Source organism: Klebsiella sp. S69, from assembly GCF_016516145.1.
In the GTDB taxonomy this organism is placed as follows: domain Bacteria; phylum Pseudomonadota; class Gammaproteobacteria; order Enterobacterales; family Enterobacteriaceae; genus Klebsiella; species Klebsiella oxytoca.
In genome coordinates, this window is sequence record NZ_JACVUU010000007.1 from 155,873 (window position 1) to 170,284 (window position 14,412).

At 49.6% G+C, this 14,412-nt stretch carries 11 protein-coding genes; 9 read left to right on the forward strand and 2 right to left on the reverse strand.

Translation table 11 applies throughout. The annotated features are described in order from the left end of the window. The first annotated feature begins 204 nt into the window (after positions 1 to 204). The 4 genes from dnaK (at position 205) to IAE27_RS09285 (ending at position 4,928) form a co-directional block, all read left to right on the forward strand. On the forward strand, positions 205 to 2,121 hold the full coding sequence (gene dnaK, locus IAE27_RS09270; RefSeq protein WP_004108401.1) for a molecular chaperone DnaK: 1,917 nt from the start codon (positions 205 to 207) through the stop codon (positions 2,119 to 2,121). An 87-nt stretch (positions 2,122 to 2,208) separates the two neighbouring features. Next, a complete protein-coding gene (dnaJ, locus tag IAE27_RS09275) occupies positions 2,209 to 3,342 on the forward strand; it encodes a molecular chaperone DnaJ (protein WP_004108399.1) in 1,134 nt (377 codons plus the stop codon). A gap of 166 nt (positions 3,343 to 3,508) precedes the next feature. Further along, complete coding sequence (locus tag IAE27_RS09280; protein WP_154022786.1) at positions 3,509 to 4,456, forward strand: LysR family transcriptional regulator; 948 nt, start codon at positions 3,509 to 3,511, stop codon at positions 4,454 to 4,456. A gap of 124 nt (positions 4,457 to 4,580) precedes the next feature. Beyond that, on the forward strand, positions 4,581 to 4,928 hold the full coding sequence (locus IAE27_RS09285) for a phage holin family protein (protein WP_004108395.1): 348 nt from the start codon (positions 4,581 to 4,583) through the stop codon (positions 4,926 to 4,928). Between the two features lie 76 nt (positions 4,929 to 5,004). Here the strand turns inward: IAE27_RS09285 and IAE27_RS09290 are convergent, their stop codons facing one another. Both IAE27_RS09290 and IAE27_RS09295 read right to left on the reverse strand, forming a co-directional pair. Beyond that, positions 5,005 to 5,538, reverse strand: a complete 534-nt coding sequence (locus tag IAE27_RS09290) for a glycoside hydrolase family 108 protein (protein ID WP_004110420.1) — start codon at positions 5,536 to 5,538, stop codon at positions 5,005 to 5,007. Between the two features lie 16 nt (positions 5,539 to 5,554). After that, positions 5,555 to 5,998 (reverse strand): winged helix-turn-helix domain-containing protein, encoded by a 444-nt coding sequence (locus tag IAE27_RS09295; RefSeq protein ID WP_004108388.1) that lies wholly within the window; start codon positions 5,996 to 5,998, stop codon positions 5,555 to 5,557. A gap of 390 nt (positions 5,999 to 6,388) precedes the next feature. Here IAE27_RS09295 and IAE27_RS09300 point away from each other — a divergent pair, with 390 nt between their 5' ends. From IAE27_RS09300 to IAE27_RS09320, 5 genes are all read left to right on the forward strand, one after another. Beyond that, positions 6,389 to 8,503: a glycosyl hydrolase family 18 protein gene (locus IAE27_RS09300; protein WP_200092315.1), complete on the forward strand. Its 2,115-nt coding sequence runs from the start codon at positions 6,389 to 6,391 to the stop codon at positions 8,501 to 8,503. 91 nt (positions 8,504 to 8,594) lie between these two features. Further along, on the forward strand, positions 8,595 to 11,654 hold the full coding sequence (locus tag IAE27_RS09305; RefSeq protein WP_200092317.1) for a chitinase: 3,060 nt from the start codon (positions 8,595 to 8,597) through the stop codon (positions 11,652 to 11,654). Between the two features lie 312 nt (positions 11,655 to 11,966). Then, positions 11,967 to 12,683, forward strand: a complete 717-nt coding sequence (locus IAE27_RS09310) for a winged helix-turn-helix transcriptional regulator (protein ID WP_168217150.1) — start codon at positions 11,967 to 11,969, stop codon at positions 12,681 to 12,683. 417 nt (positions 12,684 to 13,100) lie between these two features. Further along, positions 13,101 to 13,643 (forward strand): fimbrial protein BcfA, encoded by a 543-nt coding sequence (locus IAE27_RS09315; protein WP_200092319.1) that lies wholly within the window; start codon positions 13,101 to 13,103, stop codon positions 13,641 to 13,643. Positions 13,644 to 13,727: 84 nt separating this feature from the next. Then, complete coding sequence (locus IAE27_RS09320; RefSeq protein WP_070557726.1) at positions 13,728 to 14,411, forward strand: fimbria/pilus periplasmic chaperone; 684 nt, start codon at positions 13,728 to 13,730, stop codon at positions 14,409 to 14,411. Position 14,412 lies beyond the last annotated feature (1 nt).

Genomic DNA, 14,412 nt, shown 5'->3' on the forward strand with positions numbered 1-14,412 from the left:
GCCGGGACGTACCCGGCGGCGCGGTCAGAGTAAAAATTTTTTGTATCCCCCCCCTTGATGAAGTCGCGGGTGACCCCATCTTGTAGTCAACCGCAGTGAATGAACCTGAAAAAAAATGATGTCTGGGTAGTTGAAACCGCACGTTTCGCCCTTATTACAGGTTCACAACCACATGTTGACTGAATTTTTAGTGGAGACGTTTAGATGGGTAAAATTATTGGTATCGACCTGGGTACTACCAACTCTTGTGTAGCGATTATGGATGGCACTACTGCACGCGTGCTGGAGAACGCCGAAGGCGATCGCACCACGCCTTCTATCATTGCCTATACCCAGGATGGTGAAACTCTGGTTGGTCAGCCGGCTAAACGTCAGGCAGTGACAAACCCGCAAAACACCCTGTTTGCGATTAAACGCCTGATTGGCCGCCGCTTCCAGGACGAAGAAGTCCAGCGTGACGTTTCTATCATGCCGTACAAAATCGTGGCCGCAGATAACGGCGACGCATGGCTTGATGTGAAAGGCACCAAAACCGCACCGCCGCAGATCTCTGCTGAAGTGCTGAAGAAAATGAAGAAAACGGCTGAAGATTACCTGGGCGAACCGGTAACTGAAGCGGTAATCACCGTACCAGCTTACTTCAACGATGCTCAGCGTCAGGCAACCAAAGACGCCGGCCGTATCGCAGGTCTGGAAGTCAAACGTATCATCAACGAACCGACAGCCGCTGCGCTGGCTTACGGTCTGGATAAAGAAGTCGGCAACCGTACTATTGCGGTATACGACCTTGGTGGTGGTACTTTCGATATCTCCATTATCGAAATCGACGAAGTTGACGGTGAAAAAACCTTCGAAGTTCTGGCGACCAACGGTGACACCCACCTGGGCGGCGAAGACTTCGACACCCGTCTGATCAACTACCTCGTTGACGAGTTTAAGAAAGATCAGGGCATCGACCTGCGTAACGACCCGCTGGCGATGCAGCGCCTGAAAGAAGCCGCTGAGAAAGCGAAGATTGAACTCTCTTCTGCTCAGCAGACCGACGTGAATCTGCCGTACATCACCGCAGATGCCACCGGTCCGAAACACATGAACATTAAAGTGACCCGTGCGAAACTGGAAAGCCTGGTAGAAGATCTGGTTAACCGTTCCATCGAGCCGCTGAAAGTTGCTCTGCAGGATGCTGGCCTGTCCGTGTCTGACATCAACGACGTTATTCTCGTTGGCGGCCAGACTCGTATGCCAATGGTGCAGAAGAAAGTTGCTGAGTTCTTTGGTAAAGAGCCGCGTAAAGACGTTAACCCGGACGAAGCCGTGGCCATTGGCGCAGCTGTCCAGGGCGGTGTTCTGACCGGTGAAGTAAAAGACGTACTGCTGCTGGATGTTACCCCGCTTTCTCTGGGTATCGAAACCATGGGCGGCGTGATGACTGCGCTGATCAACAAGAACACCACTATCCCGACTAAGCACAGCCAGGTGTTCTCTACTGCGGAAGACAACCAGTCTGCGGTAACCATCCATGTGCTGCAGGGTGAGCGTAAACGCGCATCTGATAACAAATCTCTGGGTCAGTTCAACCTGGATGGGATTAACCCGGCGCCGCGCGGCATGCCGCAGATCGAAGTCACCTTCGATATTGACGCCGACGGTATCCTGCACGTTTCCGCGAAAGACAAAAACAGCGGTAAAGAGCAGAAGATCACCATCAAAGCCTCTTCTGGCCTGAACGAAGAAGAGATCCAGAAAATGGTTCGTGAAGCAGAAGCTAACGCGGAATCTGACCGTAAGTTTGAAGAACTGGTTCAGACCCGTAACCAGGGTGACCATCTGCTGCACAGCACCCGTAAGCAGGTTGAAGAAGCGGGCGATAAACTGCCGGCTGACGATAAAACCGCTATCGAGTCTGCATTGACCGCGCTGGAAACTTCCCTGAAAGGTGAAGATAAAGCCGATATTGAAGCGAAAATGCAGGCGCTGGCCCAGGCTTCCCAGAAGCTGATGGAAATCGCTCAGCAGCAGCACGCCCAGCAGCAGGCTGGCGGCGCTGACGCTTCCGAGAGCAACGCGAAGGACGACGATGTTGTTGACGCTGAGTTCGAAGAAGTGAAAGACAAAAAATAATCGCCCTTTGAACGGGTAAAACACTGGCACGGGCGAAGAGGTTTCCTCTCCGCCCGTGCACGCATGTTAAGGGGCTGAAAAACACCAATGGCAAAGCAAGACTATTACGAGATTTTAGGCGTTTCCAAAACAGCGGAAGAGCGTGAAATCAAAAAGGCGTACAAGCGCCTGGCCATGAAGTATCACCCGGACCGCAACCAGGGCGATAAAGAGGCAGAATCAAAGTTCAAAGAAATCAAAGAAGCGTATGAAATCCTGACTGATGCCCAGAAGCGTGCAGCTTACGATCAGTACGGCCATGCTGCGTTTGAGCAGGGCGGTATGGGGGGCGGCGGCGGTTTTGGCGGCGGCGCGGATTTCAGCGATATCTTTGGCGATGTTTTCGGCGATATTTTCGGCGGCGGACGTGGTCGTCAGCGCGCATCGCGCGGTTCAGACCTGCGCTATAACATGGATCTTACGCTCGAAGAAGCCGTTCGCGGCGTAACGAAAGAGATCCGTATCCCGACTCTGGAAGAGTGCGACGTTTGTCACGGCAGCGGCGCCAAAGCGGGCAGCCAGCCGCAGACCTGTCCGACCTGCCACGGGGCAGGCCAGGTTCAGATGCGCCAGGGCTTCTTCGCCGTTCAGCAGACCTGTCCGCACTGTCAGGGACGCGGTACGCTGATCAAAGATCCGTGCAATAAATGTCACGGTCATGGCCGCGTCGAGAAAACGAAAACGCTGTCGGTTAAAATCCCGGCGGGCGTTGATACCGGCGACCGTATTCGTCTGGCAGGTGAAGGTGAAGCCGGCGAGCATGGCGCACCGGCAGGCGATCTGTATGTTCAGGTTCAGGTTAAGCAGCACGCCATTTTCGAGCGTGAAGGAAATAATCTGTACTGTGAAGTACCGATTAACTTCACTATGGCTGCTCTCGGCGGTGAAATCGAAGTCCCGACGCTGGACGGTCGTGTAAATCTTAAAATACCGGGCGAGACGCAGACAGGTAAGCTGTTCCGGATGCGCGGTAAAGGCGTGAAGTCCGTTCGCGGCGGCGCGCAGGGCGATCTGCTGTGCCGCGTGGTCGTCGAAACGCCGGTTGGCCTGAATGATAAACAAAAGCAGCTGCTGAAAGATCTGCAGGAAAGCTTTGGTGGCCCAACGGGTGAAAAGAATAGCCCGCGCTCCAAAAGTTTCTTCGATGGCGTGAAGAAATTTTTCGATGATTTGACCCGCTAATTGCATTTCATTTTCAGTCTTCCACTAAGCCTGGGCCTTTGCGTTCAGGCTTTTTTCTATCCGCAGCCCTATCTTTTTAATTAACCTATTATTTATAAGGGCTAAGAATTGATTTATTTTGAGTATTATCTATATTGCTTTTTTCGTTTTTAGAGGCTGACAGCGGATGGGATCGAAAGGTGCCAACAAGGATTTTGATTACAATTTAATCAAGACCCTTGACGCTGTTATTTCAGCTGGAAATGCTGCCAAAGCAGCAAAAAAACTTGGTATCACTCCGGCGGCGGTCTCGTTGGCGCTTCGCCGTTTACAGAGCTATTATCAGGAAGAGTTGTTTATCCGTGGTAAAGATGGCCTGTTACCCACCGCTAAAGCGATCGAGATCCATCAAAATTTCCGTCAGGTTATGGAACTGATAAATAGTACCTTTATTCCCGAGCATAAAGGGAGTCGTGATGCCCGGCTGACTATTTTAGGCGGTGATATCGTTGAGGCTTACTATCTCTCACAGCTTTATGCCGGAGATATCTTTGAACGGGTATTACTCAACCATTATTCATCAAGAAATCTCTCTCGTGAGATGATGACGGAGCTACTGCTTACAGCAGAATGTGATGTTCTGATTGGTACCGAGCCGTTGAACGTCCCCGGGATTGATAATCAACTGATCGATAGCTTCAAAAGCTTTGTCTGCATTTTTGCCAGTAATCATATCTTAAGCACCTTACCTCATCTTTCGTTACATCATTTCTATTCCTCCCGTCACGCGATGTATCAGCCGGGCATGCACTCCCCGATGATTATTAATGATAAGGGTCTTTTTAAAGATGTTCTTTATTATAAAGGCTCACGTATTATTGGCTATCGTAGCGACTCCCTCAATGGCCTGATGAGTATGATTGAACGTACTTCATTAATAGCCTTAATGCCGTTGAAGTTGGCGCTATTCTATAAAAATCAGCGTAAATATGATATTAAGTTTGTGCAACCGCCACCGGAACTTACTTTTAAATCTATACAGATTTATGCATCATGGAACAGAAACAGTGAAAATATATCAGTGATAAATGAAATTGTTTCCATGTTACACACTCTGTCATCATTTCGTCGCTGAGGAGTATCACTTCAAACGATATAGTTAATATGGTTTGGTTTGATGCTCTTTGATTACTGGTAAATAGCTAACCTCTTTACACTTATTGGGTACCATTTTGTACGCCTTCATCAAGGAGTGTTCTATGTCTATTCCAAATCATTTGGCGACAACGGAAGTCGTTTTGCTGGAAGTCGAAATTTTTATCACCATTATTGCTATCGGAGCCTGGGGCGGGTTTGTTAGCTACCTTATCCGGCGTGATAAGCAAGAAGGTGATGATCATTCCCATAAGGGCATCATGCACTGTTTAACCCAGGTTGTGGTTTCCTGTTTTACTAGTTTTTTGCTCAGCGCCGTGGCGATTGAAAAAGAGCTTAGTTTTAATATGGTGTTGCTCGCCGCGGGGCTTGGCGGGGTATTTGCAGGGCCGATTTTGAAAATTCTTGGCGAGAAGATTAAAAAGGCTCTGGAAAATGCAAAAATTCATTAAGTGATGTCCAGTCTATATTTATGCTAATAAAAGTCTCGTCCCTGAGTCTTTTATTAGCTGTATTGCCACGATGATCTTAGGTGATTCTGGCCTTCATCCAGCCATAAATAAACTCTTCATTACCTTTGTTTTTTTCTGTGATATCCAGATAGTAGGCTCCCTGGCTGCAGTTGAGCGCTTTTATCAGCACTTCTTCACCCTGTTTGCCCCTTAAGGCCAGAAAGTGATTGAGAGCGGAGAGGGTCCGAGGGCCAATTTTGCCATCGGTTTTGATATCCTGGTAACTTTTTTCTTCCCGGTTTAGCGCGTTGAGCCAGCGCTGTAGCCAGACGCAAGGATAGTGGGGGCCAATATTGACTGCGGCATCGCAGAGTTCGAAAGAAATGGGCCAGGATATAGTTGAGATCTGCTCAAATCCGGGTTTGATCCAGTAATCCTCTTCGAGGATAGAAAATGCTTCAGCTCGCGTCAGGTTGATCATCTCTCCTGTATAACCATGAGCTCGGGCCGTTGCCTCAGTGATCCCCCAGTTGGTGGCTCCACCTTTATCTTTAGGATTGTTGGTATAGCCGCCTTCCATTACTAAAATACCATCAATAATTGGGTTCATTTTTCATTTCCTTGAATTAATGAATGTGCAGGTACATCACCGTGCCGAGGGTGACAGAAAACACGGTGGTTAATGCTGCCAGCGTCTTTCTGAACACCTGTCGTTTTGTTCCTTTCTTTTCGCTCTCCATGGCTTTAATAGGAATCTCTTTATTAACCTGAATGCCCTGTCTTGGGATGGTGATAAACAGGTCATTTATCCCAAGGGACTTCAGATCTCTTCTGATTAAGTAGAGTATTTGCGTTAAATTTGCGTCATTCACAAAGTGACTACGGCTTCCCCATAATTCTGAAGTTATTTTTTGCCGTTCAATAATATCCATATTTGCATTTTCGATGATGAAGCTCAGGCACTTCGCCCTCATTGCCGTCATTTTAATGACCTGTGAGTTTGAGGTGGTTCTCAGCTCATACTTTCCTTCGTTGTAAACGCAATTATCATTGATGAGATAAGTTTTCATGTTGTCGTCCTTTAGATATAGAGATCCTGATTGCGTGGGTTCAATATATTGTACGAGAATTGGCTTAATCTATTACTTGTCATTCGTATTATTCTAATGTCATTTGATGATGAGAGCTTAATCACATAATCTCATGTAAAGTAAATGATATTTAACCCGCTGATAAATGAGATTTAATGTGCTGCTGATGTTTTCGCCGTGATTTTGCTGAGATACGTATATCCGCTGATGATTTAAGAATTACCGTCATCATTTTTCTCGCATAAAAATAGGGTGAATGAGATGTTGAAAACATGATGTTATGTGATTAGCCATTGTCTCGTAAGCATTGAATTATTGGTCCGGCAGAACGAACTGCGACAATTTTTCAAACTTAAAAGGAAATTAATAATGGCTACTAGCAAACTGATTCAGGGCGATACGCTGACCGAAACCAGCAACGCCGCAGACGGCTTTAACCCAGCGAAAGAAGTCAGCGCATACAGCTATACTTCTGCTCGCGTCGCGAAGCCTGTATATAACCAGTACAAGTCTTCCACGGCTAAGCCCAAAGTATTCGGCTACTACACCGACTGGTCCCAGTATGATGGTCGCCTGCAGGGAGACGATTCGAAAGATAACCGCGGTCGCGGTTACGATCTGACCAACGTCGCGCCTACCGCTTATGACAAAATCATCGTCGGCTTCGTCGGGGTGACTGGTTTCCATAAAATTGATGGTCAGTATCGGGATGTGGTTGCCGAAGGCGCTGAGCAGTGCGGAAAAGTCAAATATGAGCCGACCTTCCTCGACCCGTGGGGCGATTTCCAGTCCTACGTTAACGTTGGCCACTCCGTCAGCGGCTGGGACGTCGATCCGAAAACCGTCACTCAGGCGAATACCAAAGGTCTGCTCGGCGGCCTGCGCGATCTGCAGGCCAAAGCGAAGCAGCAGGGTCACGATCTGGTGCTGTCCATGAGCATCGGCGGCTGGACCATGAGTAACAGCTTCCACGAAACCGCAGCTTCTGATTCCGCCCGTAAAACCTTCGCAAAAGGCGTGGTAAAACTGTTCAAACAGTTCCCGATGTTCAGCGAAGTGGATATCGACTGGGAATACCCGAACGCGGAAGGCGCGGGCAACCCTTACGGCCCGGAAGACGGCGAAAACTATGCGCTGCTGATCGGCGAGCTGCGTAAGCAGCTGGATTCCGCCGGTCTGAGCAACGTCAAAATCTCCATTGCCAGCTCCGCGGTAGTGAAGACCTTCGATTACTCCAACGTGAAAGCGCTGCTGCAGGCCGGTCTGTACGGCATCAACGTGATGACCTATGACTTCTTCGGTACGCCGTGGGCGGAAACCCTGACCCATCACACCAACCTGAACGCGCTGGAAGAAGGCGGCTGGGCGGTCAATACCATCGTCGACCATCTGCTGGCCGAAGGTTTCCCGGCAGACCGCATTAACATTGGCTATGCCGGTTATACCCGCAATGGCCGCAGCGTTGAGCTGGAATCTCTGTCTCCGCTGAAAGGCTCCTATAACCCGGGTACCGGTACCACCACCGGTACCTTCGAATCCGGTACCACCGAATGGTATGACGTTATTTATAACTACCTGGACCTGGAAAACCAGAAAGGCCGCAACGGTTTCAACGTCTATACCGACCAGGTGGCCAATGCGGATTACCTCTACAACCCGGAAAGCAAACTGTTCATGTCTCTGGACACGCCGCGTTCTGTTAAAGCTAAGGGCGAGTACGCCGCGAAGCTGGGGCTCGGGGGAATGTTCACCTGGACTATCGACCAGGACAACGGCGTGCTGGTGAACGCCGCGCGTGAAGGTCTGGGCTATGAAATGGCCTCTGAAGTTATCGATATGGAGCCGTTCTATTTCGAAGGCATCAACGTCGATCCGGCGGATGAACAGGATGACGATAGCGTTCAGCCTGAACCGGCGATCAACCACGCGCCGAAGGCTGCCATTGAACTGCGCGTTGTGGGCGGTTCTACCGTACAGCTCTCTGGTGAAGGTTCTTCTGATGAAGATAAAGACGAGATTACCTGGAGCTGGGGCGTTCCTTCTGAAATCAGCGTGGCAGACAAGACCAGTGCCGTCATCGAGTTCGTCGTTCCGGAAGTGACCGTTAACACCAACTTCCAGTTCACCCTGTTCGTTCGTGATGCCTGGGGCGAGCCTTCTTCCCAGCAGCGTTATGTGCTGGTTGTCGTTCCGTCGGCGTCTCAGGTGCAGCCTGAGCCTGAAGAGGACGATACCGTAGTTCCGGTAGAGCCTGTCGAACCGGAAGAAGACACCACGCCTGCGGAAGATGACACTTCCACGGATGACGCGACGACGCCTTACCCGCTTTGGGATGCCAGCACCGTTTATGGCGGCAACTGGGGTACCTTTGAAACCGTCAGCTGGAAAGGCCATAACTACCAGGTGAAATGGTGGTCTCAGGGCGACCAGCCGGATCTGAACTGCGCTGCGGGCCAGGCATGGACAGACCTTGGTGCTTACTGATCCTTTTCGTTAAGCGAAAAATAGTGGGCTAAAAAATGCAAGCCCCGGTTTACCGGGGCTTTTTTCCACCAGGGAATGAGGAATTTTGTCAATGACGGTCTCGATTAAAAACAGCCAGATCGATGTGAACAGCTGGTATCAAAAAATCACCTTAACCATCACCAATGAAAATAACAGCGCCGTGGATATCAATCATGCGGCCATTGGTTTTACCGGGTCCGGACATCAGGATCCGTGGGGCAATTTTGGCGGTACGCTTAAAGGGGATATGCCCCTCACCTTAAGCGGTAAAGCGCAGGGAACCCTCGATGTCAATGAAATCATTATTAATAACAGCCAACCGCTGCTACAGCAGCCCGGTGAAAGCGGCACGTTATTCTTCAGCTTTGCCGCCACTCAGGTGCCGGTCAAAATCTCAACTTTTAGCTTAACCCTGGCCTCATCTGCGCAAGATGATAGCGCTGATGAATCTGCGGAAGAGGGGCAGCCGGAACCTGAAGCCCCCGTCGATGATCAAACTGATGATGTCGCGCCTGAACCGGAAGAGATTATCCCTGACGATGAGGGTACGGATGAGATGGCTCCTGAGCCTGAAGAGCAGGGCGATGATGCGGTTGTGGAAGGAGAGGGAATGACTGTTGTCGCAAGCCCGCTGAGCACGACCAGCTGGTATCAACGGGTGACTCTGACGCTGACCAACCTCTATGCCCAGGCTATCGACCTTAACCAACTTAAGCTGCAGTTTACCGCCAGCGCGCATCCCGATCCTTACAGCGCGTTCAGCGGATCTTTGCTCGGCAACAAGCCCGTAACGTTGGGCAGCGACGGCGGTTGGCCAATCGAAAAGAACACGATTACGATAAATAATGATGGGCAATTCTGGCTAAAGGGCGGCGCAAGCGCTGAGCTGCAGTTCTATCTTTCCGCTACCCAAACTCCGGTCACTATGAGCGGCTTAACGGCAATCCTCGCGCACGACCCAGGCCGTCAGGGCAAGATCAATATTCAGTTCCCTTCGTTAAAACAAAACACCACCCTGAAGCCGACGATCGACCTGTTCTATCCGGATGCGACTTCACGACGCTTTGCAGGCGAGTGGGGAGAGACGCTGACCATCAGCGATCTTAGCGCGGGTGAGTACACGATCGCTGTGCTGGAGCTGAGTAATGATGATATGCAGATCGTACCCGTTGAATCGACGTTCAGGCTGAAGCTGGCTGGCGGATCTGACTGCCAGACCTGTCAGGTCGCGTATCAGGCGCCGGTACAGTTTGCTTCAGTACGCCTTATCGTCGATGCCCCTGAGTTTGCTGGCGCGGAAATGGTGGTTGAGCTGTGGTCGGAGTCTGGGGTATGCGAAAGAACCCTGACGATGCCCGTCAACCAAATACAGCTGGTGGATCGGCTTATCGCCGGTCACTGCTACGAGATTGGCTTACAGTCGACGGTAATCAATAACCAGATGATTAGCCATCCCGCCCGACCGACGATTTTTACCCCTGAGCAGGACCAGGTGAAAGAGGTGAGCATCGGCTTCCAGCAGACCGGGGTTGATAGTCATGATTTTGTCGAAGTTCAGGTGACGATACTAGGTTTACCTGAGGGCGTATCGCCTCAGCGCTATCGGTTCTGCTGCGGGCAATATCAATATACCGTGATGCTGGAGAGCGATGCCCGTCTGCAAACACTGGCGATGCATCTGGCTCCCGGCCAGTATAGCGTTGAGACTCCCGATGTTTACGTCGCCGGTACACCGTGGCGCTGTGAAAAGGATGCGCCGCTGCGGCTGCTGAAAAGCGTCAACCACATTACGCTCGAGTTTGTGCAGGGCGTTCCACTGCAGGTTAAAGGCTGGCCGGACTATCTTGCCCACGGCGGGGTGACGGTGAATGCCGCGGATACCGTATCGCTATATCGCGACGTCCCTTTTAGCGCCCTGTTTAAATATGATGGTTTTGACGGCGGCGGCGACCCGATACCGGCGGCGGAAGTGGATAAAAACGGTGACGGCTTCCTTGATTATGACTCGCTGCCGATTCACAAAACCGTTCCGTTGGTGCGTGAGATTGAAAAAGAGGCGGGACGCTCCGTGATGCCGGTCATGGTAGTTTATACCGCTAACGCCAGCGGCGGCAGCGCGCTCTCGGATCTTCAGGACGGACAGCGGTTACGTAACCACTTTGGTAACTTCATCACCCAGTGTCTTGCGGCGCAGTCCTGGAAGGACGACCAGCACGCCGTACCCGCCACCTTTGTGCTGAATCCGGATTTCCTTGGCGCGATACAGCAGGAGCCGTACGGCTATACCGCAGTACGTAAAGCGAATAGCGTACAGGTTAATGTCCAGCTGGCGGCGGCGATTAACGCTTTGCCTGCTCTTCCGGGATTCAGCGCGCCGCTGTTGCCGACGTTTTCTAACGATCTTTATGGTTATGTCCAGGCGATTAACTATATTGTGCGCCAGTTTGCGCCGGACGTGGCCTTCGGCTGGCAGACCAACGTCTGGGCGACGGGAACGGCAGACTGGGTACTCAGAGCAAATGCCGATCCTGTGGCCCAGGGGACAGCGATAGCCAGCTTTATCAATGAGCTGGGAGTGTATAGCGGTGAGTATGCGCCAGATTTTATCGCCTTTGATAAATTTGAACGCGATTGCTTTAGCCCGGATGCATTAGCGCACTATGGCTGGAACGCGACCTGCTGGTTTAATTATTTAGGGATGGTAAAACAAGCGGCTAAAGACCTGCATAAACCGGCTATGCTATGGCAAATCCCGGGGGGCCATATGCCAACCGTAGACGAAGGCAACAGTAAAATTGCCGCCGCGCACTACGCGTCGGGCGGAAGCTTCTTTATGGGCGATGCGCGTATTGGCAGCGATCTTAATACCATCGCTTCGGATCTGTTAAATACGACGGTGAATAGCGCGACTTATGGCGTAGCGACAGTCGGTGACTTTTTACGCCAGGATAATGGCTACGACTGGGGGCAGATGCAGGCATTAAATCTCCCTGACTATAACGTTTTCTCGGTACTTTGGGGCGGAGGCTCAACGGTAAGTATTACGACGATTCACTCTAACGGTGAAGATGGCGGTTGGCTGGCAGAAAAAATGGTGGAATATTACTCAGCGCCAAAATATTTTAGCTAATCTCTTTTCTTCCTTTGTTATGTAGTGAAAGAACATCGTCTTGCTCATAGTGATTCAGAGTGTTTAATATTCTGAATCACTATTTTTTATGAGGTTTTTTTATTTTTCGAAAAATAGTTTCATTTGTAATTTTATTTTCCTGTTAATATTATGTTTTGAGAATTAATTGAGCTTGTTGATATTCTTATTAAGAATTTACTCATCGTGCTAAGTATTGCGTATTTGTGCGGGGTTGGTACAGATATACTACCAGGTGGTTTTATTTATAATTAATTGAAGACACCTTTCATTAAGTATATGTTGGGTTGACCTATGATTATGGTTTTTAATGAAAAAATGAAAGTTGACATTGCTGAAAACGATAATGAGAATACCTTACACTCATATTTATTTTCCCAGCAGGCTAAACCTTATGCAGCGCTTGATGCGCTCTTCTCCGCATTATGGTCTTTTGGTAAGCCTTTTAATTTAAATCCTGGCGATGAGTTTTTACTGAATTCTTCCGGAGAAAGTAAAATAGTTCTTCTGCAGTCCGGAATTTTTTCATTTTGCCGCTGCGGCAGCGGACTTCATGTATGTTCCGCTTTTGCGCCCTCTATTGTCGGATTAGTTGACAGCTACGGGGTGACCTACGATGTTCCGACCCGACCGGAGCACTTTCTGGTGGCCGAAACCGAGTGCAGTGGACGTGCGGTTTCTTTGCCCGACTTTATTAAGACCGTCGATGAGTGCGATCTGTGGCACGATGTCGCACGAATACTTGCCTATCGTCTGATGGTGATGAGCGTACGGGATCGGGAGCTGGTTGGCGTGGATTCTTATCTGAAGGTGCGCGCATTATTAATCGAGCTTTGGGCTTATGCCAGCGAATATCGACAAAGCATTAACGTCCTTAACTTTATTCAAAGACGAACGGGCATATCCCGTAGCCGTACGATGAAACTCCTCTCTGAACTTAAGAAAGGGGGTTACATTAGTATCGATGGCGGTCGTTTATTAGACATGAAGAAATTACCGACAGCCTATTAACAATGTTGCATAAAAGGTGTTTTTTTACATCAATTAAACACCTTTTAAAAAATATTACGAACGGTTGCCTTTCGTGCATTCATGTATTAATTAAAAAGTCAATAGTCCTGATGGCATAGGGTGTGCCTCATGACTATAGCTCTTTTAAAACATGAGGTTATCTGTAGTCCTATAAAAACAGCAGGTGATGATTGCAACTGTTTATACCTTTTATAATAATTAACTAATGTCAGAGTGTTTATTTGAGTGAGGCGATTACTGGTCAGTAAGTTATCTCATATTAATGACGTGAGTGTCTTCCTGTAGCATATAAAACCAGAAGTCGTCAGGCTGGCCTGAGCGAAAGCCCTTGTCCACCAATGTCTGATATTTATCAAACTATAACACTGGGTTTTTATTAAATTTAAAAGGGATTATATGAAAAAGCATCTATTAGCCATGATGGTGACTGCTATTTCTGCAGGCGGCATGATGACTTCCGCTTTTGCGGATACGGCGACCGTTTCTGGTGGCACTGTTAATTTTGTTGGCCAGGTTGTTAATGCCGCCTGTTCTGTTTCTGCTGACTCCGTTGATCAAACGGTCACCTCAAGCCAGGTTCGTGCCAGCAAATTAACGGCCGCCGGCATGGTTGCGAATCAAAAAGAAGATTTCTCGATCAAACTGGAAGATTGCGATACCACGGTAAGCCAGGAAGCCGCAGTTATTTTTAACGGTCAGCAGGACGGTACGCTGGCCGGCTCCCTTGCCAACACCGCAGGTGCTGGTGCGGCTACCAACGTCGCTCTGCAGCTGTATGGTCCGGACGGCCAGCCGCTCAATATTGGCGATACTTCTGGCACCGTAACGTTAATTGATGGTGAAAACGTGGTTCCGCTGAGCGTCGATTATATCGCCACCGGCGCTGTAGTTGCCGGTAACGTCTCTGCCACCGCCACCTTTAGTATGGTGTACTCCTGATTTCTTTTCAGGTATTCCTCCGCGCATCTTGCGCGGAGGAAACGCTATTTGTGTTGCGCCCAAAATCGTTTATTTACTTAGAAAATGCTTAAAAGAACAATTCAATTTTTATCGCTGCTGCTGGCTATCGCTGGAATAATAAACCAGGCGCACGCGGGCGGTATCGCTCTGGGATCAACCCGCGTTATCTATCCGCAGGGAAGCAAGCAGGTCTCTCTGCCGGTTATTAACTCCTCGGAGAACAACGTTTTCCTGATTCAGTCCTGGGTTGCCAATGCTGATGGTAGCCGGAGCGCTGATTTTATTATTACCCCGCCGCTGTTCGTGATTCAGCCGAAAAAAGAGAACACCCTGCGAATTATGTACATCGGTCCGTCTTTGCCCACCGACCGGGAAAGCGTGTTCTATCTCAATAGCAAAGCGATCCCCTCGGTCGATAAAACCAGGCTGGCGAATAATTCATTGCAAATTGCGACCCAAAGCGTCATTAAACTTTTTATTCGTCCTGCGGATTTGCCCGTTCCTTCCGCAAATGCGCCCGCGATGCTGCGCTGCCATAGCCAAAACGGTCGATTAATCGTTACCAATCCGTCGCCCTACTATGTCTCTCTGGTTGAAATACATGCTGGAAGCCGAAAACTGCCGAATGCCATGGTCGCGCCGAAAAGCGAACTGACGTTGCAGAGCAGTGAAAGCCGGGTAACCTTCCAGACCGTCAATGATTTTGGTGCGACCACGCCTGTACAAACCTGCCAGAGCCAATCTTAGC